Below are 25,913 nucleotides of genomic sequence, written 5' to 3' on the forward strand. Positions count from 1 at the left end.
GCTCAGGCCTCCCGGTCGACGTTGCGGCGGTCGGCCTCGGCCCGCTCGGTGACGATGGTGTCGCTGATCGCGGCCACCTCGGCGTCGGTGAGCCGGACGGCGCCCTCGGCGTCGACCCGGTAGACGATCGGGTAGAGCCGGCGCACCGGGTCGGGACCGCCGGTCGCGGAGTCGTCGTCGGCGGCGTCGTAGAGCGCCTCGACCACGGTGCGCGTCGCGGCCTCGGCGTCCAGCGCGCTGCGCCATGTCTTCTTCAGCGAGCTCTTGGCGAACAGAGAGCCCGAGCCCACGGCGGCGTAGCCGCGCTCTTCGTAGTTCCCGCCGGTGACGTCGTAGCTGAAGATGCGGCCGGGGCTCGCGCCCTCGGCGGCGTCGAGGTCGAAGCCGGCGAACAGCGGGACGACGGCGAGGCCCTGGAGGGCCGCGCCGAGGTTGCCGCGGATCATCTGGGCCAGGCGGTTGGCCTTGCCGTCGAGGGACATCGTGAGGCCCTCGATCTTCTCGTAGTGCTCGAGTTCGACCTGGTAGAGCTTGACCATCTCGATGGCGATGCCGGCCGCACCCGCGATGCCGATGACGCTGTAGGAGTCGGCCGGGTAGACCTTCTCGATGTCGCGGCTGGAGATGAGGTTGCCCATGGTGGCGCGGCGGTCGCCGCCCATGAGGACGCCGCCGTCGTAGGTGACCGCGACGATCGTCGTGCCGTGCGGGGCGAGCTCTCCCACGGGCATGGTCGGGATCGGGCGGCGGCCGGGCAGGAGATCAGGCGCCGTGGAGGACAGGAAATCGGTGAACGAGGAGCCCACCCGGTCCAGGTAGGCGGGCGGGAACCCGCTCCGGCCAGACTCGTTCACCCATCCACCTCTCCCGCCTGCTCGCGCCGGCGTGACCCGCTGTTCCGCCCGGTGCTTCGCGTGCTGGTGCCGCGCGCTCCTGGACGTCGCTGCGACCCTACCGGCGGCTCCCCCGGCCGGCTGGCCGCCTCAGCCTCGATGGCCGCCTGCCTCACGACATCGTTCGCGTGCTCCTGTCGGTGGCCTTCGATGTAGAGGGCGGCGACGCGAAGCAGGTACGGCTCGTCGCGGAACAGCCCGAGACCGTGGTTGCATCGCTGGCATAGCAAGAGCCGCGTCCGACCGGTCGAATGATCGTGATCGAGGTGCTCCGGGTCGGGTGTGCCGCAGATCCCGCAAACGTTGCCCTGATCGGCACGCAATTGCTCGACGTCTGCCTTGGTCAAGCCGTAGCGACGAAGCCAGTAGGCATCCTTGCTGAGACGGTTGTGGCACGCCTTGCAGCGCGTTCCGAAGCCGGACGGCAGGGCGGCGTTCCTGATGTAGTCCGCATGAGCCACCGCCTGCTGACGCGTCGGGCACCATCGGAAACCCTGAGGCACCCACGACAGGTCCCGGACCTCCTTGCCCAACGAGCGGCGCTGGCGGCGGTACCAGTCGTTGTTCCGAGCACGGTTACAGGCGAGGCAGTAGAACGAGAGGCCGTCCGGCAGCGTCTTGTTACGCCCGAAGTCGGAGTGCGGAAGGTGCCTCCCACAGTCTGGGCAGCGCTTCGTCATCACGCAAAGCGGTCAGGCGGTCACTCTCCGCCCTTCTGTACGAATTGACGCACAAAATCTTCGCTGTTCTCCTCTAGGACCTCGTCGATCTCGTCGAGGATTGCGTCGAAGTCCTCGGTCACTTCCTTGTGGCGTTCGGCGACCTCGGTGTCGACCGAGGCCTCGACCTCGTCGGTCTCCTCGCGCGAGCGCGTCGCCTTCTGCTGCCCGCCGGTGTCCCTGGTGGCCATGCTGCCCTCCGGTCCTTCAGGTGACTGCTACTGCCCGCAAGCTACCCGTCAGGACTGACAGTTGGCGGTCCGCGAACGGGCGCACGGTCACGATCCGGTGATGGTGTCGACCAGCTTCTGCGCCGTGGGCGAGGCGTCGAACAGGTCACCGACGTGCTCGCGGGTCCCGCGCAGCGGCTCCATCGTCGGGATGCGCACGAGGTTCTCCCGGCCCAGGTCGAACACCACCGAGTCCCAGGACGCCGCCGCGACCTGCGCCGGGTACCGCCGCAGGCACTCCCCGCGGAAGAACGCCCGGGTGTCCTCGGGCGCGTGCACCGTCGCCCGCTCCACCTCGTCCTCGGTGAGCAGCCGCTGCATCGAGCCCCGGGCGACCAGCCGGTTGTACAGACCCTTGTCCGGCCGCACGTCCGAGTACTGCAGGTCGACCAACTTCAGCCGCGAGTCGCCCCAGTCCGCGCCGTCTCGCGTGCGGTACCCCTCGAGCAGCCGCAGCTTGGCCGGCCAGTCCAGGCGGTCGGCGCAGCGCATGGGGTCGACGGCGAGGTCCTCGAGCACCTCCGCCCAGCGGCGCAGCACGTCGTCGGTCTGCTCGTCGCCGTCGCCCTGCTGCGCTACGAACTTCTGCGCCTGCTCCAGGTAGCCCTCCTGGATCTCGAGCCCGGTCATCCGGCGTCCGTCCCGCAGGCGCACCGTCTGGGTCAGCGAGGGGTCGTGGCTGATCGCCTGCAGCGCCTCGACCGGCTCGTCCAGCGCGAGGTCGTGGGACAGGGCGCGCGCCTCGATCATGGCGAGCACGATCGACGTCGTCCCGACCTTGAGGTAGGTCGCGAGCTCAGCCATGTTGGCGTCGCCGATGATGACGTGCAGCCGCCGGTACTTGTCGGGGTCGGCGTGGGGCTCGTCGCGGGTGTTGATGATCGGCCGCTTGAGCGTCGTCTCCAATCCGACCTCGACCTCGAAGAAGTCGGCGCGCTGGGAGATCTGGAAGCCGGCCGTGCGGCTCTCCGTACCGATCCCCACCCGGCCCGCGCCGGCGAACACCTGGCGGGTGACGAAGAACGGGATCAGCCCGCGGATGATGTCGATGAACGGCGTCCTGCGGTCCATCAGGTAGTTCTCGTGGGCGCCGTACGAGGCGCCCTTGCCGTCGGTGTTGTTCTTGTACAGCTGGATCGGCGGGGTGCCGGGGATCTGCGCGGCCCGCCGGGTGGCCTCGGCCACCACCCGCTCCCCCGCCTTGTCCCAGAGGACGACGTCGCGCGGGTTGGTCACCTCGGGCGTGGAGTACTCGGGGTGCGCATGGTCGACGTACAGCCGGGCGCCGTTGGTCAGGATGACGTTGGCCATCCCGGTGTCCTCGTCGAGGTCGTTGTGGTCCAGCGCCTGCGCCGGGGTGAGGTCGAACCCGCGCGCGTCCCGCAGCGGCGACTCCTCCTCGAAGTCCCACCGCGGACGCCGACGTGTCGGCGCATCCGCCACGGCCCACGCGTTGACGATCTGGCTGGACAGCGTCGTGGGATTGGCCGTCGGCTGCCCCGGCACCGAGATGCCGTACTCGACCTCGGTGCCCATGATCCGCCGGACGCTCATGACCCAACCCTAGGCGGCTCGCGGGAGGACGGCCGGGACGCCGCTGACGCCGTCCTCCCTCGCCGTGCTGCTACCTCCCTCACCGCCGACGGTGAGGGAGGTAGCGCGACGATCAGGGAACCTGATCGTCGCCGAAGGCGGGTGGCTAGAGGTACTGGCCGGTGTTCGTGGCCGTGTCGATCGCGCGGCCGGACTCGTTGCCCTTGCCGCTGATCAGCGTGCGGATGTAGACGATCCGCTCGCCCTTCTTGCCCGAGATCCGCGCCCAGTCGTCGGGGTTGGTCGTGTTGGGCAGGTCCTCGTTCTCCTTGAACTCGTCCACGCACGCCTGCATCAGGTGGCCGACCCGCAGGCCGCCGTTGCCCGTCTCCAGGCTCTCCTTGATCGCCATCTTCTTGGCGCGGTCGACGATGTTCTGCAGCATGGCGCCGGAGTTGAAGTCCTTGAAGTAGAGGACCTCCTTGTCACCGTTGGCGTAGGTGACCTCGAGGAACCGGTTCTCCTCGACCTCGGTGTACATCCGCTCGACGGTGCGCTGGATCATCCCGGCGATCGTCGCCTCGCGGCTGCCTCCGTGCTCGGCCAGGTCGTCGGGGTGCAGCGGCAGGTCGGGTGTCAGGTACTTGCTGAAGATGTCGCGCGCCGCCTCGGCGTCCGGCCGCTCGATCTTGATCTTCACGTCGAGCCGGCCCGGCCGGAGGATCGCCGGGTCGATCATGTCCTCGCGGTTGGAGGCGCCGATGACGATGACGTTCTCCAGGCCCTCGACGCCGTCGATCTCGCTGAGCAGCTGCGGCACGATCGTCGACTCGACGTCGGACGAGACTCCGGAGCCGCGGGTGCGGAAGATCGAGTCCATCTCGTCGAAGAAGACGATGACCGGCGTGCCCTCGCTGGCCTTCTCCCGCGCCCGCTGGAACACCAGCCGGATGTGCCGCTCGGTCTCGCCGACGTACTTGTTGAGCAGCTCGGGGCCCTTGATGTTGAGGAAGTAGGACTTGCCCTGCCCCTCCCCCTTGAGCGCCGACACCTTCTTGGCCAGGGAGTTGGCGACCGCCTTGGCGATCAGCGTCTTGCCGCAGCCGGGCGGGCCGTACAGCAGGATCCCCTTCGGCGGGCGGAGCTGGTACTCGCGGAACAGGTCCGCGTGCAGGAACGGCAGCTCGACGGCGTCCCGGATCTGCTCGATCTGGCGCGCCAGACCGCCGATGTCCGAGTAGTCGATGTCCGGGACCTCTTCGAGGACGAGCTCCTCGACCTCGCTCTTCGGGATCCGCTCGTAGACGTAGCCCGACCGCGACTCGAGCAGCAGGGAATCACCCGCGCGCAGCGGCTGGTCGGACAGCGAGTCGGCGAGGTAGACCACGCGCTCCTCGTCGGTGTGCCCGATGACCAGGGCGCGCGAGGTGACGCCGTCGATCGGCTCGAGCAGCTCCTTGAGCATGACGACGTCGCCGGCCCGCTCGAAGCCGCGCGCCTCGACGACGTTCATGGCCTCGTTGAGCATGACCTCCTGGCCGGGGCGCAGGTCGTCTCCCTCGACGTTCGGGGAGAGGGTCACCCGCAGCTTGCGGCCGCCGGTGAAGACGTCCACCGACCCGTCCTCGTGCCGCTCCAGGAAGATGCCGTAGCCGGACGGAGGCTGCCCCAGCCGGTCGACCTCCTCCTTGAGCGTGACCAGCTGCTCGCGTGCGTCCCGCAGCGTCGAGGACAGCTTGTCGTTGCGCTCGGAGAGGAACGCGACCCGGCCCTCCGCCTCGGCGATGCGGTCCTCCAGGGCCCGCGACTGGCGCGGGCTGTCGGCCACCTTGCGGCGCAGCAGGCTGATTTCTTCCTCGAGGTAGGAGATCTGGGTCAGGAGGGCGGCGACGTCGCGTTCACGCCGTGCCGTCGTCTCGTCGGAACTCTCGATCGGGCCGGGGCCCATCGCGCACCTCCGCACATCGGGGAGCCAGGAGCCAAATCTATACACGCGGACCGACGCCGCGCTCCGGCCTCGTCCGGCGTGGCGACGTGCTGGATCGGCCCCCGACCAGGGCCCCGCCCTGAGCCTGCGAAGGGTGGGGAGGACGGGGCTCCTTCTTCAGTGCTTCTGCGCCCGCCTCTGGCGCATCGGTGCGACCGCGCCCTCGGCGAGCCGGCGCGCGGTCACGAGGAATGCGGTGTGCGCCACCATGCGGTGCTCCGGGCGGACGGCCAGGCCCACCGCGTGCCACGGCCGCAGCAGCGTCTCCCAGGCGTGCGGCTCCGTCCACAGGCCCTGGGCCCGCAGCGCCTCGACGTAGGTGGACAGCTGCGTCGTCGTCGCCACGTAGCCCACCAGCACTCCACCGGGCCGCAGGGCCGCGGCCACCGTGGGCAGCACCGCCCAGGGCTCGAGCATGTCGAGGACGACGCGGTCGACGACCTCCTCGGCGGGGTGGTCGGCCAGGTCGCCCAGGCGCAGGCTCCAGTTGTCCGGCACCTCGCCGAAGAAGGCGGCCACGTTGCCCCGGGCGACGTCGGCGAAGTCCTCCCTGCGCTCGTAGCTGGTCAGCGACCCCGTCGAGCCGACCGCCCGGAGCAGCGAGCAGCTGAGCGCGCCGGAGCCGGCACCGGCCTCCAGCACCCGCATCCCCGGACCGACGTCGCCGAAGCCGACGATCTGCGCCGCGTCCTTGGGGTAGATGACCTGCGCGCCGCGCGGCATGGAGAGCACGAAGTCGGCCAGCAGCGGGCGGAACGCCAGGTAGCCGGTGTTCGCCGTCGAGTGGACGACCGATCCCTCCGGGGCGCCGATGAGGTGGTCGTGCTCGATCGCGCCGCGGTGGGTGTGGAACTGCTTGCCCGGCTCCAGGACGACGGTGTGCATCCGGCCCTTGGGATCGGTCAGCTGCACCCGGTCACCGGCGACGAAGGCACCCTCCGCATGCGCCGGCTCGGCGCTCGGCTCGGCGGGCGCGTTGCGTTCGGTCTCGGGCTGGGTCTCCACGGGCGACGAGACTACGGACGGTGCCGGTGTGACCCGTGTCCCCAGTGCGGCGCGGGCACTCGGAAGTGTCGGTGCCCCGACCTAGCCTCGGACCCATGACGGTGACGGTCGAGACGAACCCGACGCCCGCGCAGGCCTCCGAGCCGGTGGCGGACGCCGCGGCCGAGGCCGCCCAGGCACCGCGGCGGCCCTCGCTCTCCCCTAGCCGCGCGGCCGATTTCAAGACCTGCCCGCTGCTCTACCGGTTCCGCACGATCGACCGGCTGCCCGAGCGCAAGAGCCTGGCCGCCGTGCGGGGCACCCTCGTGCACTCGGTGCTCGAGAAGCTGTACGACCTCCCGGCGGCCGGCCGCACGGTCGCCGCCGCCCAGGAGCTCATCGAGCCGGCCTGGGCCGAGCTGCGCGACGAGCCGGGCATCGCCGAGCTGTTCGAGGTGGCCCAGGAGGACGGCGCCGAGTCCGACGCCAACGCCCCCGAGTCGCTGGAGGCGTGGCTGGCCTCGGCAGGGAAGCTGGTCGAGAAGTACTTCACGCTGGAGGACCCGACCCGGATCGAGCCCGAGGGTCGCGAGCAGCTGGTCGAGGTGACGCTGCCCGACGGGTTGCTGCTGCGCGGGTTCGTCGACCGGGTCGACGTCGCGCCCACGGGCGCCATCCGCGTCGTCGACTACAAGACCGGCTCGATGCCCCGCGAGGCGTTCGAGGCCAAGGCGCTGTTCCAGATGAAGTTCTACGCGCTCGTGCTCTGGCGCACCCGCGGCGTCGTCGCCGCGCAGCTCAAGCTGATCTACCTGGGCGACGGCGACGTGCTGACCTACGCCCCCGACGAGCAGGAGCTCGTCCGCTTCGAGCGCACCCTGCTCGCCATCTGGGCGGCCATCGAGCGCGCGGTCAGCACCGGGGACTTCCGCCCGAACAAGACGCGACTGTGCGGCTGGTGCGACCACCAGGCGGTCTGCCCGGAGTTCGGGGGCACTCCCCCGCCGTTCCCGGCCGAGGCCGCCGCGGCGGCGGGCTGGCAGACGCTCCCGCTCGTCGAGCGCGACTGAGCGGCGCCGTGGCTCCGTCGGTACGCGCGGCGGTCGCCGCGGATCTCGCCGCGGTGCTGTGCCTGTACCGGCAGCTCTACACCGAGCGCGAGCTCGCGGAGACGAGCCGGGTGCGGGCGGCGTGGGCCGCGACGCTCACGACGCCGGGACGTCTGGTGCTGGTCGCCGAGACGTCCGCCCGCCTTATCGGCACCGTCGACCTGACCGTCCTGAGCAACGTCGCCCGCGGCGGTGACCCGTACCTGCTCGTCGAGAACGTCGTCGTCGACGAGTGGCACCGGCGTTCGGGAGTGGGGGCGCTGCTCCTCGACGCCGCACGCCGGCACGGCCGGGAGAACGGGTGCTACAAGCTCCAGCTCAGCGCCGAGGAGTACATCGGGCTCTTCGGCGCGATCGAACACGTCCACACGGACGACCGCGAGCTGATCGAGCGGCACCTCGCGCCCCTGCCGGGGCCGGTCCTCGACCTGGGGTGCGGGCCGGGCCAGCTGACCGGGTACCTGCACTCCCTGGGGGTGGAGGTCACCGGGATCGATCCGGTGCCCGAGTTCATCGAGCACGCGCGGGCCACCCACCCCGGTGCCCGCTTCGAGGTGGGCTCGATGTTGGAGCTGGACCGGCCGGCGGGCTCGATCGCCGGGATCCTGGCCTGGTTCTCCCTCATCCACCTCGAGCCCGCCCTGGTGGACGACGTACTGGCCACCATCCGTCGGGTGATGAGGCCGGGCGGCGTTCTCGTGGCGGGCTTCTTCGACGGGGCCGCCGTCGAGCCGTTCGCCCACAAGGTGATCACGGCGCACCGGTGGCCGATCGACGAGATGGCGCGGCGGCTCGTGCTGGCCGGCTTCGTCGTGACCGAGCGCCTGCAGCGCGCACGGGCAGGCGAGAGCCGGTCCTCCGCCGCCGTCGTCGCAACAGCCGTCTAGGACCGCCAGTGTGCGCGCACCGGGCCGTCCGGCCGCGGCCGTCAGGGAGCGGAGTACTCCACGTGGCGGGCGGCCAGCACGTCGGCGAGCTCGGGCACGCCTATCCCGGCCAGGGTGTCCACATGCGTGAGCCCGTTCGCGGGCGGGACCGGCTGGAGGCCGGCGACGCCCAGCACCGCCGCCCCCGCGGCCAGGCCGGCCGTGACGCCGACCAGCGAGTCCTCGATCACCACGCTGTCCTCCGGCCGGACGCCGAGCGCGGCCATCGCCTGGAGATAGGGCGCCGGGTCGGGCTTGCGCGCCGGCACCTCGTCACCGCAGACGGTGGTGTCGAACGGGTCGTCGCCGAGGTCCGCGATCATCCGTGCCAGCACGATGTCGGTGAGCCGGCGCGGCGTCGTCGTCACCAGGGCGCTGCGCAGGCCCGCCGCGCGGACCGCCGCCACGAGCTCGCGGGCGCCCGGCCGCCACGGGATGCCGCCGCCCATCAGCTCGGCCACCCGCTCCTCCACCCAGCGAGCGTCGGCCAGCGCCTGCTGCTCGCTGCGGACCACGCCGAGGTCGGCGTGCAGCACGCCGATGGCCCGCTGCATGCTCGTGCCCACCGTGGACGCCCGCGCCTCGGCGGACATCCGCCCACCGAGCGCGGCGGCCAGCTCGAACAGCGCCTCGCTCCAGTACTCCTCGGTCTGGACCAGCGTCCCGTCCATGTCGAAGAGGACACTCCGCAGCCGACTGGAACGGCCCCGGTGCAGGGACCCGCCCCGAGCCTGCGAGGGGTGGGGGGCAGCGGGGTCCTTCACTCGTCCTCGGTGCGGTAGCCGAGGTTGGGCGAGAGCCACTTCTCGGCCTCGTCGACCGTCCAGCCCTTGCGGCGGGCGTAGTCCTCGACCTGGTCGCGCCCGATCCGGCCGAGCACGAAGTAGCGCGACTCCGGGTGCGAGAAGTACAGCCCGCTGACCGCTGCGCCCGGCCACATGGCCATGCTGTCGGTCAACTGGATGCCGGTGGTGTTCTCGACGTCGAGCAACGACCAGATCGTCGCCTTCTCGGTGTGCTCCGGGCAGGCCGGGTAGCCGGGCGCCGGGCGGATGCCGTGGTACTTCTCGCCGATCAGCTCGTCGTTGTCGAGGTGCTCGTCGGGCGCGTAGCCCCAGAACTCCTTGCGCACCCGCTCGTGCAGCCGCTCGGCGAACGCCTCCGCCAGCCGGTCGGCCAGCGCCTCGAGCATGATCGCGTTGTAGTCGTCGTTCGCCTTCTTGAACGCCATGACCCGCTCCTGCGAGCCGAGCCCCGCGGTGACGGCGAACGCTCCGACGTAGTCGTCCAGCCCGGTCTCCTTCGGCGCGACGAAGTCGGCCAGCGACTTGCGCGCGGCGCCGTCCCGGCCCTCGCCCTGCTGGCGCAGCTGGTGCAGGGTCGTGAGCACGGTGCTCCGCGTCTCGTCGGTGTAGACCTCGATGTCCTCGCCGTCCACCCGGTTGGCCGGGAAGAGCCCGATCACCCCGTTGGCCTGCAGCCAGCGCTCCTCGACGATCTGGTCGAGCATCGCCTGGGCCTCGTCGTACAGGCGGCGCGCGGCCTCGCCGGTCGACGGGTTGTTGAGGATGTCCGGGAACCGCCCGCGCATCTCCCACGCGTTGAAGAACGGCTGCCAGTCGATGTACCGGCGCAGCTCGTCGAGCGGATAGTCGGTGAACGTCTTCACGAACTGGGTGGCGACGTGCTGCACGTGGTCGCAGGCATCGCCGGCGCAGACGTCCCTGGCCTGCTGCAGCAGCATGCGCGGGCGCGGCGGCGTGTACCCCGTCCAGTCGAGCTGCGGCGCCGACTCCCGCGCGGCGGCCAGCGACAGCAGCGGCCGGGTGTCCTGGCGCGCCGCATGCCGCTCGCGCAGCGTCTCGTACTCCGCCTCGGTCTCGGCGAGCAGCGTGGGCCGCTGCTCGTCCGACAGCAGCGCGGCCACCACCGGCACGGAGCGCGAGGCGTCCTTCACCCAGATGACCGGGCCGTGGTACTTCTGCGCCACCTTCACCGCGGTGTGCGCACGTGACGTCGTCGCCCCGCCGATGAGCAGCGGGATCTCGAAGCCCTGCCGCTCCATCTCCGAGGCCAGGTTCACCATCTCGTCCAGCGACGGCGTGATGAGCCCCGACAGCCCGATCGCGTCGGCGCCCTCCTCCTTGGCGGTGTCGAGGATCTTCTGCGCCGGCACCATCACGCCGAGGTCGACGACGTCGTAGTTGTTGCACTGCAGGACGACGCCGACGATGTTCTTGCCGATGTCGTGGACGTCGCCCTTCACGGTGGCCATCACGACCTTGCCGTTGCTGCGCTCGGCGTCGCCGGGCTGCTTCTCCGCCTCGATGTACGGGATCAGGTAGGCCACGGCCTTCTTCATCACCCGCGCGGACTTCACCACCTGCGGCAGGAACATCTTCCCGGCCCCGAACAGGTCGCCGACGACGTTCATGCCGTCCATCAGCGGACCCTCGATCACCTCGATCGGCCGGCCGCCGCGCGCCGCGATCTCCTGGCGCAGCTCCTCGGTGTCGCTCTCGGCGAACGCGTCGATGCCCTTGACCAGCGCGTGGGTGATCCGCTCCCCCACCGGCAGCGAACGCCACTCCTCGGTGGCGACCTCCTTGGCCGCCCCGTCGCCCGCGTAGTCACCCGCGATCTCCAGCAGCCGCTCGGTGCTGTCGGCGCGGCGGTTGAGGATCACGTCCTCGATCCGGTCGCGCAGCTCGCGCGGCACCTCCTCGTAGACCTCGAGGGCGCCGGCGTTCACGATGCCCATGTCCATGCCGGCGGCGATGGCGTGGTACAGGAAGACGGCGTGGATGGCCTCGCGCACGGGGTTGTTCCCGCGGAAGGAGAACGAGACGTTCGAGACGCCGCCGGACACCAGCGCGCCGGGCAGGTTCTGCTTGATCCAGCGGGTGGCCTCGATGAAGTCCAGGCCGTAGTTGGCGTGCTCCTCGATGCCCGTGGCGACGGCGAAGACGTTCGGGTCGAAGATGATGTCCTCGGCCGGGAAGCCGACCTGTTCGGTGAGGACGTCGTAGGCGCGCCGGCAGATCTGCTTGCGCCGTTCGAGGTTGTCCGCCTGCCCGTCCTCGTCGAACGCCATCACCACGACCGCGGCGCCGTACTTGCGGCACAGGCGGGCCTCGCGGACGAACTTCTCCTCGCCCTCCTTGAGGGAGATCGAGTTGACGATCGACTTGCCCTGGACGTTCTTCAGGCCGGCCTCGATGACCTCCCACTTCGAGGAGTCGATCATCGTCGGCACGCGGCAGATGTCGGGCTCGGCGGCGATCAGCTTGGTGAAGCGGTCCATCGCCTGGACGCCGTCGATCATCCCCTCGTCCATGTTGATGTCGATGACCTGGGCGCCGGCCTCGACCTGCTGGCGGGCGACGGCGAGCGCGGCCGGGTAGTCGTTGGCCTTGATGAGGTTGCGGAAGCGGGCCGAGCCGGTGATGTTGGTCCGCTCGCCGACGTTGACGAACAGCGAGTCCTCGTCGACGACGACGGCCTCGAGCCCGGACAGGCGCAGCGCGGGCCGGACCTCCACCGGGGTGCGCGGGGTCGCGCCCTCGACCGCCCGGGCGATGGCGGCGATGTGCGCCGGCGTGGTGCCGCAGCACCCGCCGACGAGGTTGACGAACCCGGCCTGGGCGAACTCCCCCACGATCGCCGCGGTCTCGTCGGGCGACTCGTCGTACTCCCCGAACGCGTTGGGCAGCCCCGCGTTCGGATAGGCCGACACGAATGTGTCGGCGATGCGCGCCAGCTCGGCGATGTAGGGGCGCATCTCCTTCGCACCCAGGGCGCAGTTCAGCCCCACGAGCAGCGGCTGCACGTGGCGCACGGAGTGCCAGAACGCCTCGGTCACCTGACCGGACAGCGTGCGCCCGGAGGCGTCGGTGATCGTGCCGGAGATCATCACCGGCCAGCGGCGCCCGCGCTCCTCGAACAGCGTCTCCACGGCGAAGATCGCCGCCTTGGCGTTGAGCGTGTCGAAGATCGTCTCGACGAGCAGCACGTCGGCGCCGCCGTCGACCAGCCCGTTGGCCTGCTCCAGGTAGGCCTCGACCAGCTGGTCCCAGCTCACGTTGCGCGCGCCCGGGTCGTTGACGTCCGGCGAGATGGACGCCGTCCGGGTGGTGGGGCCGAGTGCTCCGGCCACGTAGCGGGGCCGGTCCGGCGTCTGCGCGGTCTGGGCGTCGGCGGCCTCCCGGGCCAGCCGGGCGGAGGCGACGTTGAGCTCGTAGGCGAGCTCCTCCATGCCGTAGTCGGACAGCGAGATCCGGTTGGCGTTGAAGGTGTTCGTCTCGATGAGGTCCGCGCCCGCCTCGAGGTACTCGCGGTGGATGGCGGAGATGATGCCGGGCTGCGTGATGCTGAGCAGGTCGTTGTTGCCCTGGACGTCGCTGGGCCAGTCGGCGAAGCGCTCGCCGCGGTAGCCGGCCTCGTCGGGGCGGTCGCGCTGGATGGCGGTGCCCATGGCGCCGTCGAGGACCAAGATGCGCTGCTCGATCAGCGCGGTCAGCTCGGCCGTGGCGTCGGGGCGGACGGTGGGTGACTCGGACACAGGTGTTTCCCCAGTGGTGCTCGGCAGTGGTGTGCGGGCTCGTCTGCGGTGCGGGCTCCGGCACGCCGGCGGGTGGGCCCAGGCTTGGGCGGTCCCGATGTCGCCCGTCATCGTCTCACTTCCACGGCCGGAATCCGACCGGGTGATGCGGTTCACCCGCCGCAGCAGTCGCGCCCGCCCCAGTGGTCCGGCGACGTAGGCTCGGAGGGGTGATCGACCCGAAGTCCACCTCCGATGACCTGCCGGATCTCACCGACCCGGTGGTGGTGGCGGCCTTCGAGGGCTGGAACGACGCCGGGGACGCCGCCACCGGTGCGGTCGAGCACCTCGAGCTGATCTGGGACGCCAAGCCGCTGGCCGCGCTGGATCCCGAGGACTACTACGACTTCCAGGTCAACCGGCCGACTGTCTCGCTGATCGACGGGGTGAGCCGCCGGGTGGAGTGGCCCACCACGCGCGTGTCGGTGGCCCGCCCGCCGGGCAGCGAGCGCGACATCGTCCTCATCCGCGGCATCGAGCCGAACATGCGCTGGCGCTCCTTCTGCGAGGAGCTCATCGGGCTGCTGCACGAGCTGGACGCGCAGACGGTGGTCTCCCTCGGCGCCCTGCTCGCCGACACCCCGCACACCCGGCCCACGCCGGTCACCGGATCGGCCTATGACGAGGAGTCGGCGACGGCCTACGGCCTGGAGACCTCGCGGTACGAGGGGCCCACGGGCATCCTCGGCGTCTTCCAGGACGCCTGCGTGCAGGCCGGGCTGCCGGCGATCAGCTTCTGGGCCGCGGTGCCGCACTACGTGTCGCAGCCGCCCTCGCCGCGGGCCACCGTCGCGCTGCTCCAGCGGGTCGAGGAGGTCCTGGAGCTGCCCGTGCCGCTGGGCGCGCTGCCGCAGCAGGCCGAGGACTGGGTCGCGACCGTCGACGAGATGGCCAGCGAGGACGAGGAGGTCGTCGAGTACGTCCGCTCCCTCGAGGAGCGGCAGACCGAGGTCGACCTCTCCCAGGCCAGCGGCGACCAGATCGCCCGCGAGTTCGAGCGCTACCTCAAGCGCCGCGGCGGCACCGGCTGAGCCTGGGTGATCTGCGGTCCTCCGGGCCTCCACTCCGCACGGCGGATCAACGCAGCAGCGGAACCATCCGTGCGGCCGCGTCGGCGTCGAAGAGCCGGTCGTGCAGGGTGAGGGCGAACCTGTCGGTCATGCCGGACACGTGGTCCACGACCTGGGTGAGGACGTCGGCGTCGGGGTCCCGGTAGGTGGTGGGGATCTGCTCGGGGTGGGCCAGGTGGTGGTCGACCAGCCGCCGGATGACGTCGATGGCGACCTGCTTCTGCCCGGCCGCCGTCTCGGAGTTGTAGACCCGCTCGAACATGAAGTCGCGCAGCTCGTGCATGGCCGCGAGCGGTTCGGGGGCCATCACCACCGCCCCGTCGCCGGCCAGCGAGCCCTCGACGACGGCGTCGATCATCGCGCCGACCATCTGGCTGCCCGGCTCGCCGAAGACGGCGCGGGCGCGGGCCGGCAGGTCGGTGGGCCGCAGGACGCCGGCGCGCACGGCGTCCAGCGCGTCGTGGGAGAGGTAGCCGATGCGGTCGGCGTAGCGCACGCACTCGCCCTCGCGCGTCGCCGGCGGCGGGTCGATCTTCCAGCTGTGCGCCCGGACGCCGTCGCGGACCTCCCAGGTGAGGTTGAGGTCCTCCAGCACCTCCACGATGCGGACGCCCTGGGCCGCGTGGTGCCAGCCCTCGGGCACGTACGGGTCGAACGCCTCCTCACCGATGTGGCCGAACGGTGAGTGGCCGACGTCGTGGGCCAGGGCGATCGCCTCGGCGAGGGTCTCGTTGAGCCCCAGCGCCCGGGCCAGCGACCGCGCGACCTGGGTGACCTGCAGCGTGTGGGTGAGCCGGGTGACGAAGTGGTCGCCGTCGGGGTGCAGGAAGACCTGCGTCTTGTGCTTCAGCCGGCGGAAGGCCTTCGCGTGGAGGATGCGGTCGCGGTCGCGCTCGAACGCCGTCCGCAGCGGGTCCTCGGGCTCCGGGCGGGCGCGCCCCCGGCTCGCGGCGGACCGGCTGGCGGCCGGGGCGAGGGCCTCCTCGTCCCGTTCGCGCGCGGCCCGGTCGGTGAACCGGAAGGCGGCAGTCATCAGCAGTCCGCCAGGGCGACGCCGAGCAGTGCGTCCACGGCGTCGCACACCATCGTCGGGGCGTGCTCCTCCTGCTCCCCCGCTCCGGAGAGCGTGGCCGCGGCCCACGCGTCGACGACGGCGATGGCGCCGGGGCTGTCCAAATCGTCGCCGAGCCGCTCGCGCAGGCCGTGCAGCACCGGCCCGGCCGGCGCTCCGCTGTCCTGGGTCACCGCCCGCCGCCAGGTGGCCAGCCGCTCCTCGGCCTCGCGCAGCAGGGCCGGCGTCCAGACACGGTCGGTGCGGTAGTGCCCCGACAGCAGCGCCAGCCGGATCGCCATCGGGTCGACGCCCTCGCCGCGCAGCTTCGAGACGAAGACGAGGTTGCCGCGGCTCTTGCTCATCTTCTCGCCGTCCAGGCCGATCATCGCCGCGTGCACGTAGGCCCGGGCGAACGGCTTGGTCGCGGTGAGCGCCTCGGCGTGCACGGCGGAGTACTCGTGGTGCGGGAAGATCAGGTCGCTGCCGCCGCCCTGGACGTCGAAGCCCATGCCGAGGGTGTCCAGCGCGATCGCGGCGCACTCGATGTGCCAGCCCGGCCGGCCGTCGGTGCCCCTCGGCCCGGGCCAGGACGGCTCGCCGGGCCGGGCGCCGCGCCACAGCATCGGGTCCAGCGGCTGCCGCTTGCCGGCCCGCTCCGGGTCGCCGCCGCGCTCGCCGAAGAAGCCCAGCATCGTGGCTTCGTCGTACCGCGACCGGTCGCCGAAGCCGGGGGCCTGCGAGATGTCGTGGTAGATGTCGCCGGTGCCGTCGTCCAGCACGTAGGCCAGGCCCTCGTCGAGCAGGGTCTCGACGTAGCCGACGATCCGCGGGATCGCCTCGACGGCGCCGATGTAGTCCTCGGGCGGCAGCACCCGCAGCGCGGTCATGTCCTCGCGGAACAGCGCCGTCTCCCGCATGGCCAGGACGATCCAGTCCTCGCCGTCGCGCTCGGCGCGCTCCAGCAGCGGATCGTCGATGTCGGTGACGTTCTGCACGTAGTGCACGGCGTGGCCGGCGTCCCGCCAGACCCGGTTGATCAGGTCGAAGGCCAGGTAGGTGGCGGCGTGGCCGAGGTGGGTGGCGTCGTAGGGCGTGATGCCGCAGACGTACATGCGCGCCGTCCGGTCCGGCGCGGTGGCCACGACCTCGCCCCGGGCGGTGTCGTGCACCTTGAGCGCGGGGCCGGTCCCGGGCAGGGTCGGCAGGAGCGGAGCGGGCCAGGAGAGCACGAGCCGAGCCTAGATCGTGGCTCTGACGCAGCCCCGGCCAGCACGAGCACACCGTGGTGGGGATCCGCCGGTCCGCAAACCGACGTCACGCTTCGACGTCCCGGCTGATCCGCCAGGGAAATCCAGGCCCGTAGCGCTCGGCGAGGTGGCCGACCGGCAGGTGCGCCAGGGCCGCGAGGTCGTCCGGCCAGCCGTCGAACAGGTGGTGTGCGTGAGTAGTGATCAGGTGGTCCACGTCCACCGGCAAGCCGTCGAGGAACTGCCAGCTGCCATCGCGTTGGTGCACGACGAGCCGCAGCGGTTCCGATCGATCGACGACGCGCGTGGAGACGATGGATAGAGGTTCCCGTCGGCTGCAGGAGTGCTGACGCCGTGGTGTCGGCCGGCGCGTCCTTCGCTTCTTCGGACTCATGGCCAGGTCACCGCGTGGCGCTCGAACTCCTCGCCGGTCTGGACGCCGACGACACAGAAGACCAGGCCTGCGGGATCGAGCATCTGCCAGAACCTGCCCATGTCCCGGTGCCGGGCCGCGCCGAGCGCTTCGAGGCGAGCCACCTCCGCGGGGATGTCGTCGGTCTCGATGTCGACGTGCCAGCGGGGGGCCGTCCCCTCCCCGGTCCGCTGGAGCTCGACGTGCCAGCCGTCCGCGAACGAGCCGAGCGACGCCCACTGTTCGTCGGTCGGATCCGGTTCCGCCGATCGGCCGGTCGCCCCGGCCCAGAAGGCGGTCCCAGCCGCGTGGTGCTCCGGCGGCAGGTCGAGCAAGAGGATGGACAGGCGGCTGCGATGCGGCATGCGCCGGAGTGTGGAGCGCCCCTCTGACACTCCTGCCACGGCGCCTGCCGTCAACCTCTGTTCAGGACGGACGGCGTCGGTAGAGGCACTGGCCGCCGCCGGAGGCGTGCAGCTTCCCGCTCGGCGACCACACGTTCGCGCGCCAGCCGAACATCCCGCGGGTGGACACCGGCGAGGCGCCGTCGCACAGCAGCCACGGCTCGTCGACGGCGGGCCGGTGGAAGGCGACGTTCAGATCGAGGGTGGGCGCGGTGAACGGGGGGCGCTGCCACTGGTGCGGGCGGACCGCCGACGGCCAGCTCGGCAGGTCGATCAGCACCACCGAACGGCAGGCGTCGACCCACGGGTCCGCGAACGTCGGTGTCGTGCGGAACCGCAGCCACTGCTGCCAGACGGCGGACCGCGGCCCGTCCGGCGGGCCGAAGCCCTCGAAGACGACCGGCTTGCTCTCGAGGTTGCTCCAGAATCTCACCGGCGGCGCGGAGCCGGGCGGCGCGAGCTCGTCCATCGACTTCAGCTCGTCCGGGCCCGGCACGTCCGGCGGCACCGACTCGTCGTGCTCCAGGCCCTCGTTGCCGCCGACCGCCCACACCATCGCGTTGAGGATCGGCCTGCCGCCCTGCGTGATCGCGACCGTCGAGGAGCTGGCCGTGCGGCCCGGCTTGGCGTGCTGCACCTCGATGTCGATCGGCTCGGGCCGGGCCACCCCGAGGTAGTGGCAGGAGAACGCGGCGGGCTCGAGGTGCCCGGCGGTGGCGCCCACGGCGCGCAGGGCGAAGGACGCGATGTAGCCGCCCATCGGCCCCCAGATGTCCCACTCCGGCGACGGCGTCGCGGTGAAGCGCCCCTCGTCGACCTGCTCCACCCGCGTGGCCTCGCCCAGATCACCCATGCCGCCGATCTTGCATGGCGCCGATCTCGGCCCCCTGCAGGGGCCCGCCGCGAGCGGGCGAGCGGTGGGGGCAGGGGGTCCTTTCTCAGAAGGGGGGCCAGGGCAGCGCGGGCCACTCGCCGCCGGGCTCGGGGTGCCGGCCGGTGCGCAGCAGGTCGGCGACCCGCTCCTGGGTGCGCCGCACCTCGCCGCGGGTGAGGTGCTCCTGCAGCTGCTCGCCGAGGTCCCCGCGCAGCTCGTCGGCCAGCCGCTCCAGCATCCCGACGGCCTCGGCGGGCAGTGACTTCCCCGCCCAGCGCCACAGCAGCGTCCGCAGCTTGGGCTCGACCGAGAAGCAGACGCCGTGGTCGACGCCGTACACGTGACCGTCCGGCACGGGGATGATGTGGCCGCCCTTGCGGTCGGCGTTGTTCACGACCGCGTCGAACACGGCCATCCGGCGCAGCGCGGGGTCGTCGCGGCGTACGAATGCGGCCAGGTCGACGTCGTCGTTCCCGTCGATCCAGAGCTGGACCATGCCCGGGCCGAACGGACCGTCGCGCAGCACCGTCGGTGGGACGACCCGCCAGCCGCTGGCCTCCGAGACGAGGAACGCGGAGATCTCCCGGCCGGCGAGCGTGCCGTCGGGGAAGTCCCACAGCGGCCGCTCCCCCGCGACCGGCTTGTAGACGCACTCGGCGCCCAGGTCCCCGGACCGGATGGCCCCGACCAGCGTCACGTTGGAGGCGTCGAGCATCCGGCCCTCGAGGTCGATCTCGCCGGTGCGCAGCAGGTGCAGCGCCTCGGCGTCGTCGGCGGGGGCCCGGAGGACGGGCTCGGCGGGCTGTTCGCTCATCGCACGCCGCCGGTCAGCGGCGGTAGCCGTTCTGCCGCGGGCACACGTGGCCGGTGACGTCGAGGGGCATGGAGCACAGCGGGCAGGACGGGCGGCCGGCCGCGATGACCCGGCGGGCACGGGCGATGAACGCCCGCGCCGCCATGGGGGTGATCGTCACCCGCAGCGCGTCGGGGCCCTCCTCGCTGTCGGAGAGGATCGCGTCCTCCTCGATCGGCTCCTCCCCGGCCGCGACCGCCTCGACGACGACGGCCTGGGCCGCGCCGTCCCAGGCCAGGCCCATCGCGGCCACCCGGAACTCCTCGTCCACGGGCGGGGTGAGCGGTTCGAGGTCGTCGACGGCGGCGTCGGGCGGGATCACCGCGTCGGCGCGGTCGGCGATCTCGTCGAGCAGGTCGGCCATGCGGTCGGCGAGCACCTGCACCTGGGTCTTCTCCAACGCCACGCTGACGGTGCGGCCGGCGTCGTCGGACGCCTGCAGGTAGAAGGTGCGGTCGCCCGGCTGGCCCACTGTCCCGGCGACGAACCGGCTCGGGCGGTCGAAGAGATGGACCTGTCGGGGCACGCGGCCCAGGTTACGCGGGGCCGCCGGTTCCGCCGCCGACCACGGCGTCCGACGACGCCTTCCGCTTCCGGCGTCGCCGCGGCGGGGGGATCAGGGCGGAGACGTCGCCGCCGGTGTCGTTGACCCGGACGACGAAGGGACGGGTGTCGGTGTACGTGACCACCGAGATCGACGCCGGGTCGACGACGATCCGCTGGAACTGGTCGAGGTGCAGCCCCAGCGCGTCGGCGACGATCGCCTTGATCACGTCGCCGTGGCTGCAGGCCAGCCAGACGGCGTCGGGCCCGAGCTCGGCGTTCCAGGCGCGGACGGCGGCCACCGCGCGTGCCTGCGTCTGCGCCAGCCCCTCCCCCTCGGGGCCGGGGAAGACCGCCGCGGACGGGTGCTGCTGCACCACCTTCCACAGCGGTTCCTTGACCAGCTCCTTGAGCGTGCGACCGGTCCAGTCGCCGTACCGCGCCTCGCCGAGCCGGTCGTCGGTGCGCAGGTCCAGGTCCCGCCCGTCGAGCACGGCGGTCGCGGTCTGCACGCAGCGCTCCAGCGGGCTGCTGACCACGGCTGCCAGCGGCACCTTCGCCAGCCGCTCCCCCACCGCGGCGACCTGCCGTTCGCCGACGTCGTCGAGCCGGACACCAGGGGTCCAGCCGGCCAGGATCCCGCCCGCGTTGGCCGTCGTCCGCCCGTGCCGGAGCAGGATCACCGTGGTCACGACGGCAGAGACTATGCGGCCCCGTTCGGGTCGAGGACGCCGGAGAAGACGAGCACCAGGATCAGCACACCGAGGGCGATCCGGTAGACGACGAACGGCGTGAACGACCCGCGGTCGAGGTAGCGCAGCAGCCAGGCGATGACCGTCAGCCCCACGCCGAAGGCCAGCACCGTCGCGAGGATCGTCGGCCCCCAGGAGACGCCGACCCCGACCCCGTCGCCACCGCTGAGCTCGTCGTACGCCTGGTAGAAGCCGGAGATCAGCACCGCCGGGATCGCCAGCAGGAACGAGTACCGGGCAGCCGCCGCACGCGAGTAGCCGAGGAACAGGCCCGCGGTGATCGTCCCGCCCGACCGGGAGACGCCCGGGATGAGCGCCAGCGCCTGCGCGAAGCCGTACCCGATGCCGTGGGGGACGGTCAGCTGGTCGAGCTCGCGCCGCTTGCTCCCCAGCCGGTCGGCCGCGAAGAGGATCAGCGCGAAGACGATCAGCGTCGTCGCCACGATGCGCAGGTCGCGGAACGTCGTCTCGATGTCGTCCTCGAAGAGCAAGCCGAGGACCCCGATCGGGATGCTGCCGACGATGATCAGCCAGCCCATGCGGGCGTCGGGGTCGCCCGTGCGGCGCCTCCCGAGCGAGGCGAACCAGGCGGTGATGATCCGCCAGATGTCGTGCCGGAAGTACAGGAGGACGGCGACCTCGGTCCCGATCTGGGTGATGGCGGTGAAGGCCGCGCCCGGGTCCTCCCAGCCGAACGCCTCCCCCACGACCCGCAGGTGGGCGCTGGAGGAGATCGGGAGGAACTCGGTCAGCCCCTGGACGACACCGAGGACGACGGCTTCGAACCAGCCCATCAGGAGACGGAGGTCGGGAGTCGGCAGGCGGCCACGAGCGGTCACCCTAGGGGGCGCCTCCCGGGAACCCGCGCCGCGCCGCTCCGAGGTGGTGGACGGTCGCCGCTGACGGTCCCCGCCCGCCGGTAGGTTGGCCGGTCGTGGAGCAACGGGCACTCGGGCGCAGCGGTCTGGTCGTGAGCCGGCTGGCGCTGGGCACGATGACCTGGGGCCGGGACACCGACGACGACGAGGCTGCCATGCAGCTGACGGCGTTCCTCGACGCCGGCGGCACGCTGGTCGACACCGCGGACGTGTACGGCGACGGCGACAGCGAGCGCGTCCTGGGCCACCTGCTCGCCGACGTCGTGCCCCGCGACGACGTGCTCGTCGCCACCAAGGCGGCCGGCCGCACCGGCACGGGTCCGATGGGCCGCGGCGCCTCGCGCGGGCACCTGCTCACCGCGCTGGACGCCTCGCTGCAGCGGCTGGGGCTCGACCACGTCGACCTGTGGCAGGTGCACGCCTGGGACGACGCGACCCCGATCGAGGAGACGCTCGCCGCCTGCGACCTCGCCGTCTCCTCCGGCCGGGCCCGATACATCGGGATCAGCAACTTCTCCGGCTGGCAGACCGCCCAGGCCGCCACCTGGCAGCGCGCCTGGCCGGGGCGCACGCCGATCGTCAGCACCCAGGTCGAGTACTCGCTGCTGCAGCGCGGCGTCGAGCGGGAGGTCGTGCCCGCCGCCGAGGCGCTCGGGGTCGGGGTGCTGGCCTGGTCGCCGCTCGGCCGCGGGATCCTCACCGGCAAGTACCGGCACAGCACGCCGTCGGAGTCCCGGGGCGCCTCCCCGCAGTGGCAGGCGTTCATCGACGGGCTGCGCTCCCCGAAGTCCGACCGGATCGTCGAGGCGGTCATCACCGCCGCCGAGGGGCTGGGCACCAGCCCGCTCGGCGTGGCGCTGGCCTGGGTGCGGGACCGCCCCGGCGTCGTCGCCCCCGTGGTGGGCGCGCGGACCGCCCAGCAGCTGCAGGCCTCGCTGGACGCCGACGGCGTGCGGCTGCCCGCGGCGATCCGGACGGCGCTGGAGGACGTCTCCGCCCCGCCGTCGGGCTACCCCGAGCGTCGGGCGGACCGGTGACGGCGGCGGTCCGGTCAGCGTCGGGTGACCAGGTCTTCGCCGCCTTCTGCGCGGCGAACCTGTGGCCGGGGTTGGGACGGCGCACTGCGGCCGAGCTGCCCACCGTCGGCATCGCCACCCCCGACGACGTCACCGCGGACCGGCTGCTGAAGCTGCCGAGGGTCGGACGGCAGCGCGCCGAGCGGCTGTTCTCCAGCTTCCTGGCCGCCCAGCCCACGTACGAGGTCGTCGAGATGCTCGTGACCGCCGGGCTGCCGGCGAAGCTCGCCGCCGGGGTGGCCGACGCGCTGGGCCCCGACGCCGCGCGCCGGCTGCGGGACGACCCGTGGGCGCTGCTCGCGCTGCCGGGCGTCGCGCTCGCGGAGGCCGACCGGCTGGCCATCGCCGTCCTGAAGGGCGCCGACCGGCAGGACGGCCGCCGGGGCCGCGCCATCGTCGGGCTCACCCTGCGCACCGCCACCCGGGACGGCCACACGGTCCTGCCGGCGGACCTCGTGGTCTCCGCCCTCCAGGCGGAGGGCATCACCGATCCTGCGGCCGCGATCGTCGCCGCCGTCGAGTCCGGTGACGTGCTGGAGCACGAACCCCCGGAGCCGGAGGACCCCGACCAGGAGCCCGACCCGGCCCTGAGGTCGCTGTCGCTCGCCCGCTACGGCATGGCCGAGGAGGCGGTGGCCGAGAACGTCGCGCGGCTGACGGCCACCGCGGAGCGGATCGCCGACCCCGCCTCCGTGCGGACCGTCGCCAAGGGGCTCGACGACGCCCAGAAGCAAGCGGTGGCCCAGGTCCTCGGCGCCGGCGTGAGCCTGCTGACCGGAGGCCCCGGCACCGGGAAGAGCCGCACCGTCGCCGCCGTGGTGAAGCTGCTGCGGGCCAAGGGCACCGAAGTGGCGCTGGCCGCCCCCACCGGCCGCGCGGCCAAGCGGCTGGAGGAGCTCACCGACCACCCGGCGGTCACGGTGCACCGGCTGCTCGGCGCGCAGGGCATGACCGGGGGGTTCGCCCGCAACGAGGAGTGGCCGCTGGACGCCGACGTCGTCGTCGTCGACGAGGCCTCGATGCTCGACGTCGAGCTCACCGCCGCCCTGCTCGAGGCGTGCTCGGACGGCACCCACCTGCTGCTGGTCGGCGACCCGGCACAGCTGCCCTCGATCGGCCCGGGCCACGTGCTGGGCGACCTGATCGACTCCGGCGTCGTGCCGGTCACCGAGCTCACCACGCTCTACCGGCAGGCCGAGGGCGGCGCGATCGCCCGGCTGGCGACCGGGGTGCGCGGCGGCGAGTTGCCGGTGGTCGACTCCCCCGACCGCGAGGTCGTCGTCGTGCCGGCCACCGGCTCTGCCGAGGCGGCCCGCCGGGTGGTGCAACTGGTCACCGACTCGATCCCGCGGGCGCTGGGCATCGAGCCCGGCGCGGTCCAGGTGGTCACGCCGGTCCACCGCGGACCGGCCGGCACGATCGAGCTGAACAAGGCCCTCAAGGCGGTGCTCAACCCCGGGGACGGCGCGGTGTGGGGCTTCGACGCCGGTGACCGGGTGGTGGCCACGGCCAACCACCTGGAGCTCGAGCCGATCGGCTTCGCCAACGGCGAGGTGGGCACGGTGACCAAGACCGGGGACGGGACGCTGGACGTCACGTTCGCGTCGGGCCCGGTGACCGTCTCGGGCAAGGCGATGTCGGACCTCAAGCACGGCTGGGCGATCACCGTGCACCGCGCGCAGGGCTCGGAGTGGCCGGGCGTCGTCGTCGTGCTGCCGCCCGAGGCGGGCGGCATGCTGTCCCGCCCGCTGGTCTACACCGCGCTCACCCGAGCGCAGCAGCACCTGTCGATCGTGCACGCGAGCGGAGCGGCGCTGGTCCGCGCCGTGCGGGAGGTCGACGTCCGGCCCCGGCGCACCCGGCTCGCGGTCCTGCTCGCCGAGCACCTCGCCGCGGACTGACCCGGAGACGCCACGGGCGCGGCACCCTCAGCAGAGGATGCCGCGCCCGGACGCGGGAAGGTCGATCAGCCCTTGAGGGACTCCTCGACGTCGGGGTACTCCTCGAAGAACGCCTCGATCGCCTCGGGGTACTGGCCCTCGCCGTACTCGTTGACGACCAGGTTCTCCAGCGCGCCGTACTGCTCGTCGGACAGCTCGAAGTCACCCATCATGTCGGCGACCTCGGAGCAGTCGTCGGAGAAGCCGGTGCGGGCCAGGTTGTGCAGGCCCTCGGACTCGCCGAGCGCACCCTCCGGGTCCTCCAGGTCCTTGACCGGGAACTGGCTGTTGGCCCAGAACGGACGCCACAGCGTGACGACGATGTCCTCCTCGGCGTCCACGGCCGCCTGGAGCTCAGCGAGCATCGCGGTGGTGGAGGACTCGACCAGCGTGTAGTCGGTGAGGCCGTAGGTCGGCATCACCTCCTCCTTGGTCGTCCGGGTGAGGCCGGCGCCGGGCTCGATGCCGACGATGCGGCCGTCGAACCGGTCGGCCTGACCGGCGAGGTCGGCGATCGAGTCGATGTCGACGTACTCCGGCACGGCCAGCGTCAGGACGGCGCCCTCGTACCAGGAGCCGAGGTCCTCGATGTCGTCGCCGTACTCGTCCATGTAGTCGGCGTGCGTGACCTCCGACCAAGCCGACGGGTACACGTCGACGTCGCCCCCGGCCAGGCCCGCGTACAGCGGCGCCGCGTCGGCGATCTCCTGGAAGTCGACCTCGTAGCCCTTGTCCTCGAGGACGTTCTCCCACAGGTAGGCCATGCTCAGGCCGTCGGTCCAGGAGGGGATGAACCCCAGGTTGACCGTCTCGCAGCTGCTGCTGCCGCCGTTGCCGGAGGCGTTGCTGTCGTCCCCTCCATCGTCGCTGCCGCAGGCGGTGGCCGCCAGAGCGACCGCGGCCAGTCCTGCTGCCGCCCGCATGCCGCGGCGCTTTCGGTGCAGGGTCACGTAGTGCTCCTCTCATCGATGGCGGTCAGCGTCGTTGCCGACCGCCGTTCGCGTACAGCCGCCGGGTGCCGTGCTGGCTCCCGGTCGGCTCCGTTCAGTTCCGAGACCGGCTCACGAACCGGCGCGGGCAGGCACGGGGGCGTCGTCGGCGCGCTCCGCGGGCTCGGTCACCGGCGTGCCCAGCGCGGGCGCCGTCCGGCGGCGGAGCAGCCAGGATCGCCGCTCGTCGTCGTTCCGGCGCTCGCCGAAGGAGGCGGTCAGCCGGTCGAGGAAGATCGCCAGGATCACGACCGAGATGCCGGCCTCGAAGCCCAGCCCGATGTTCAGGCGGGAGATGCTGGTGACGACGATCTGGCCCAGGCCGGGGGCGCCGATGAAGCCGGCGATGACGATCATGGACAGCGCCAGCATGATCACCTGGTTGACACCGGCCATGATCGTCGGCCTGGCCAGCGGCAGCTCGATACCGCGCAGGATCTGCCACGGCGAGCTGCCGAAGGCCTGCCCCGCCTCCACGGTCTCGCGGTCCACCTGGCGGATGCCGAGTTCGGTGAGCCGGACTCCGGGCGGCAGGGCGAAGATGATCGTGGTGACGACGCCGGGCACCAGGCCGATGCTGAAGAACGTCACGGCCGGGATCAGGTAGACGAACGCGGGCATCGTCTGCATGAGATCCAGCACCGGGCGCACCGCTGCGCTGACCCGGGAACTCTTCGCCGCCGCGATGCCGATCGGGATGCCCAGGATGACCGCGACCACCGTGGCCACGAGCACGAGGGCGAGGGTCTGCATCGCCGGCTCCCACAGGCGCATGCTCTGGATGAGCAGCAGCCCCGCGAGGGAGCCCACGGCGAACACGGTCAAGCCCGCGGGCGTGGT

The 25,913-nt window shown here is 72.1% G+C and carries 24 protein-coding genes; 5 read left to right on the forward strand and 19 right to left on the reverse strand.

Translation table 11 applies throughout. The annotated features are described in order from the left end of the window. Positions 1–2: 2 nt before the first annotated feature. The 6 genes from prcB to A6V29_RS04085 form a co-directional block, all read right to left on the reverse strand. A complete protein-coding gene (gene prcB, locus A6V29_RS04060; RefSeq protein ID WP_137159105.1) occupies positions 3–854 on the reverse strand; it encodes a proteasome subunit beta in 852 nt (283 codons plus the stop codon). Next, entirely contained in the window at positions 851–1,573 is a 723-nt protein-coding gene (locus tag A6V29_RS04065) for an endonuclease domain-containing protein (RefSeq protein WP_137159106.1), read from the reverse strand. Before A6V29_RS04065 ends, prcB begins: the two co-directional genes overlap by 4 nt. 20 nt (positions 1,574–1,593) lie before the next feature. After that, entirely contained in the window at positions 1,594–1,803 is a 210-nt protein-coding gene (locus A6V29_RS04070) for a ubiquitin-like protein Pup (RefSeq protein WP_137159107.1), read from the reverse strand. 87 nt (positions 1,804–1,890) lie between these two features. Continuing rightward, positions 1,891–3,396, reverse strand: a complete 1,506-nt coding sequence (gene dop / locus A6V29_RS04075) for a depupylase/deamidase Dop (protein WP_137159108.1) — start codon at positions 3,394–3,396, stop codon at positions 1,891–1,893. Between the two features lie 145 nt (positions 3,397–3,541). Continuing rightward, a complete protein-coding gene (gene arc / locus A6V29_RS04080; RefSeq protein ID WP_137159109.1) occupies positions 3,542–5,323 on the reverse strand; it encodes a proteasome ATPase in 1,782 nt (593 codons plus the stop codon). A 156-nt stretch (positions 5,324–5,479) separates the two neighbouring features. Beyond that, the gene (locus tag A6V29_RS04085; RefSeq protein WP_283956336.1) at positions 5,480–6,367 is read right to left on the reverse strand and encodes a tRNA (adenine-N1)-methyltransferase; all 888 of its coding nucleotides are present in this window, start codon (positions 6,365–6,367) and stop codon (positions 5,480–5,482) included. 95 nt (positions 6,368–6,462) lie between these two features. Here A6V29_RS04085 and A6V29_RS04090 point away from each other — a divergent pair, with 95 nt between their 5' ends. Together A6V29_RS04090 and A6V29_RS20585 are read left to right on the forward strand one after the other, a co-directional pair. Then, the gene (locus tag A6V29_RS04090) at positions 6,463–7,416 is read left to right on the forward strand and encodes a RecB family exonuclease (protein ID WP_137159111.1); all 954 of its coding nucleotides are present in this window, start codon (positions 6,463–6,465) and stop codon (positions 7,414–7,416) included. An 8-nt stretch (positions 7,417–7,424) separates the two neighbouring features. Further along, entirely contained in the window at positions 7,425–8,342 is a 918-nt protein-coding gene (locus tag A6V29_RS20585) for a bifunctional GNAT family N-acetyltransferase/class I SAM-dependent methyltransferase (RefSeq protein ID WP_249933003.1), read from the forward strand. A 41-nt stretch (positions 8,343–8,383) separates the two neighbouring features. Here A6V29_RS20585 and A6V29_RS04100 read toward each other — a convergent pair whose 3' ends face one another. Then, complete coding sequence (locus A6V29_RS04100) at positions 8,384–9,097, reverse strand: HAD family hydrolase (RefSeq protein WP_349642935.1); 714 nt, start codon at positions 9,095–9,097, stop codon at positions 8,384–8,386. Positions 9,098–9,141: 44 nt separating this feature from the next. Further along, positions 9,142–12,942, reverse strand: coding sequence for a methionine synthase (metH, locus tag A6V29_RS04105; RefSeq protein WP_249933004.1), 3,801 nt, complete (start codon positions 12,940–12,942; stop codon positions 9,142–9,144). A 209-nt stretch (positions 12,943–13,151) separates the two neighbouring features. Between metH and A6V29_RS04110 the strand changes: the two genes are divergently transcribed. Further along, positions 13,152–14,012, forward strand: coding sequence for a PAC2 family protein (locus tag A6V29_RS04110; protein ID WP_137159115.1), 861 nt, complete (start codon positions 13,152–13,154; stop codon positions 14,010–14,012). Positions 14,013–14,058: 46 nt separating this feature from the next. Here the strand turns inward: A6V29_RS04110 and A6V29_RS04115 are convergent, their stop codons facing one another. The 9 genes from A6V29_RS04115 to A6V29_RS04155 all read right to left on the reverse strand — a co-directional run bounded on the left by A6V29_RS04115 (position 14,059) and on the right by A6V29_RS04155 (position 20,984). Beyond that, the gene (locus A6V29_RS04115) at positions 14,059–15,084 is read right to left on the reverse strand and encodes an HD domain-containing protein (protein WP_137159116.1); all 1,026 of its coding nucleotides are present in this window, start codon (positions 15,082–15,084) and stop codon (positions 14,059–14,061) included. Next, positions 15,084–16,334, reverse strand: a complete 1,251-nt coding sequence (gene mshC, locus A6V29_RS04120; RefSeq protein ID WP_137159117.1) for a cysteine--1-D-myo-inosityl 2-amino-2-deoxy-alpha-D-glucopyranoside ligase — start codon at positions 16,332–16,334, stop codon at positions 15,084–15,086. The genes A6V29_RS04115 and mshC overlap by 1 nt, the downstream gene beginning before the upstream one ends. A gap of 85 nt (positions 16,335–16,419) precedes the next feature. After that, positions 16,420–16,620, reverse strand: coding sequence for a hypothetical protein (locus tag A6V29_RS04125; RefSeq protein ID WP_137159118.1), 201 nt, complete (start codon positions 16,618–16,620; stop codon positions 16,420–16,422). A gap of 122 nt (positions 16,621–16,742) precedes the next feature. Continuing rightward, positions 16,743–17,129 carry a VOC family protein gene (locus A6V29_RS04130; protein WP_137159119.1) on the reverse strand — a complete coding sequence of 129 codons (387 nt, stop codon included), beginning with the start codon at positions 17,127–17,129 and terminating at the stop codon, positions 16,743–16,745. Between the two features lie 61 nt (positions 17,130–17,190). Then, entirely contained in the window at positions 17,191–18,021 is an 831-nt protein-coding gene (locus A6V29_RS04135) for an acyl-CoA thioesterase (protein WP_137159120.1), read from the reverse strand. Positions 18,022–18,106: 85 nt separating this feature from the next. Continuing rightward, complete coding sequence (locus tag A6V29_RS04140) at positions 18,107–18,856, reverse strand: SCO1664 family protein (protein ID WP_137159121.1); 750 nt, start codon at positions 18,854–18,856, stop codon at positions 18,107–18,109. Between the two features lie 13 nt (positions 18,857–18,869). Continuing rightward, positions 18,870–19,421, reverse strand: a complete 552-nt coding sequence (locus tag A6V29_RS04145) for a DUF3090 family protein (protein ID WP_137159122.1) — start codon at positions 19,419–19,421, stop codon at positions 18,870–18,872. A 10-nt stretch (positions 19,422–19,431) separates the two neighbouring features. After that, a complete protein-coding gene (locus tag A6V29_RS04150; RefSeq protein WP_137159123.1) occupies positions 19,432–20,130 on the reverse strand; it encodes a histidine phosphatase family protein in 699 nt (232 codons plus the stop codon). An 11-nt stretch (positions 20,131–20,141) separates the two neighbouring features. Then, on the reverse strand, positions 20,142–20,984 hold the full coding sequence (locus A6V29_RS04155; protein ID WP_137159124.1) for an undecaprenyl-diphosphate phosphatase: 843 nt from the start codon (positions 20,982–20,984) through the stop codon (positions 20,142–20,144). Positions 20,985–21,124: 140 nt separating this feature from the next. Between A6V29_RS04155 and A6V29_RS04160 the strand changes: the two genes are divergently transcribed. Together A6V29_RS04160 and A6V29_RS04165 are read left to right on the forward strand one after the other, a co-directional pair. Further along, entirely contained in the window at positions 21,125–22,105 is a 981-nt protein-coding gene (locus A6V29_RS04160; RefSeq protein WP_137159125.1) for an aldo/keto reductase, read from the forward strand. Further along, positions 22,102–24,045, forward strand: coding sequence for an AAA family ATPase (locus A6V29_RS04165; RefSeq protein ID WP_137159126.1), 1,944 nt, complete (start codon positions 22,102–22,104; stop codon positions 24,043–24,045). Before A6V29_RS04160 ends, A6V29_RS04165 begins: the two co-directional genes overlap by 4 nt. A gap of 65 nt (positions 24,046–24,110) precedes the next feature. Here the strand turns inward: A6V29_RS04165 and A6V29_RS04170 are convergent, their stop codons facing one another. Then, positions 24,111–25,034, reverse strand: a complete 924-nt coding sequence (locus A6V29_RS04170; protein ID WP_249933006.1) for a glycine betaine ABC transporter substrate-binding protein — start codon at positions 25,032–25,034, stop codon at positions 24,111–24,113. A 111-nt stretch (positions 25,035–25,145) separates the two neighbouring features. Continuing rightward, positions 25,146–25,913 (reverse strand): ABC transporter permease (locus tag A6V29_RS04175; RefSeq protein ID WP_137159127.1); only part of this gene is annotated, 768 nt, incomplete at its 5' end.

The sequence above is a fragment of the Blastococcus sp. CCUG 61487 genome, assembly GCF_005222955.1.
In the GTDB taxonomy this organism is placed as follows: Bacteria; Actinomycetota; Actinomycetes; order Mycobacteriales; family Geodermatophilaceae; genus Blastococcus.

What these genes read in the sequence shown, in the direction of transcription:
- A6V29_RS04065 (WP_137159106.1), bottom strand. Translation starts at nt 1,573, where the DNA reads ATGACGAAGCGCTGCCCAGACTGTGGGAGGCACCTTCCGCACTCCGAC.
- A6V29_RS04070 (WP_137159107.1), bottom strand. Translation starts at nt 1,803, where the DNA reads ATGGCCACCAGGGACACCGGCGGGCAGCAGAAGGCGACGCGCTCGCGC.
- dop (WP_137159108.1), bottom strand. Translation starts at nt 3,396, where the DNA reads ATGAGCGTCCGGCGGATCATGGGCACCGAGGTCGAGTACGGCATCTCG.
- arc (WP_137159109.1), bottom strand. Translation starts at nt 5,323, where the DNA reads ATGGGCCCCGGCCCGATCGAGAGTTCCGACGAGACGACGGCACGGCGT.
- A6V29_RS04090 (WP_137159111.1), top strand. Translation starts at nt 6,463, where the DNA reads ATGACGGTGACGGTCGAGACGAACCCGACGCCCGCGCAGGCCTCCGAG.
- A6V29_RS04115 (WP_137159116.1), bottom strand. Translation starts at nt 15,084, where the DNA reads ATGACTGCCGCCTTCCGGTTCACCGACCGGGCCGCGCGCGAACGGGAC.
- A6V29_RS04130 (WP_137159119.1), bottom strand. Translation starts at nt 17,129, where the DNA reads ATGCCGCATCGCAGCCGCCTGTCCATCCTCTTGCTCGACCTGCCGCCG.
- A6V29_RS04135 (WP_137159120.1), bottom strand. Translation starts at nt 18,021, where the DNA reads ATGGGTGATCTGGGCGAGGCCACGCGGGTGGAGCAGGTCGACGAGGGG.
- A6V29_RS04140 (WP_137159121.1), bottom strand. Translation starts at nt 18,856, where the DNA reads ATGAGCGAACAGCCCGCCGAGCCCGTCCTCCGGGCCCCCGCCGACGAC.
- A6V29_RS04155 (WP_137159124.1), bottom strand. Translation starts at nt 20,984, where the DNA reads ATGGGCTGGTTCGAAGCCGTCGTCCTCGGTGTCGTCCAGGGGCTGACC.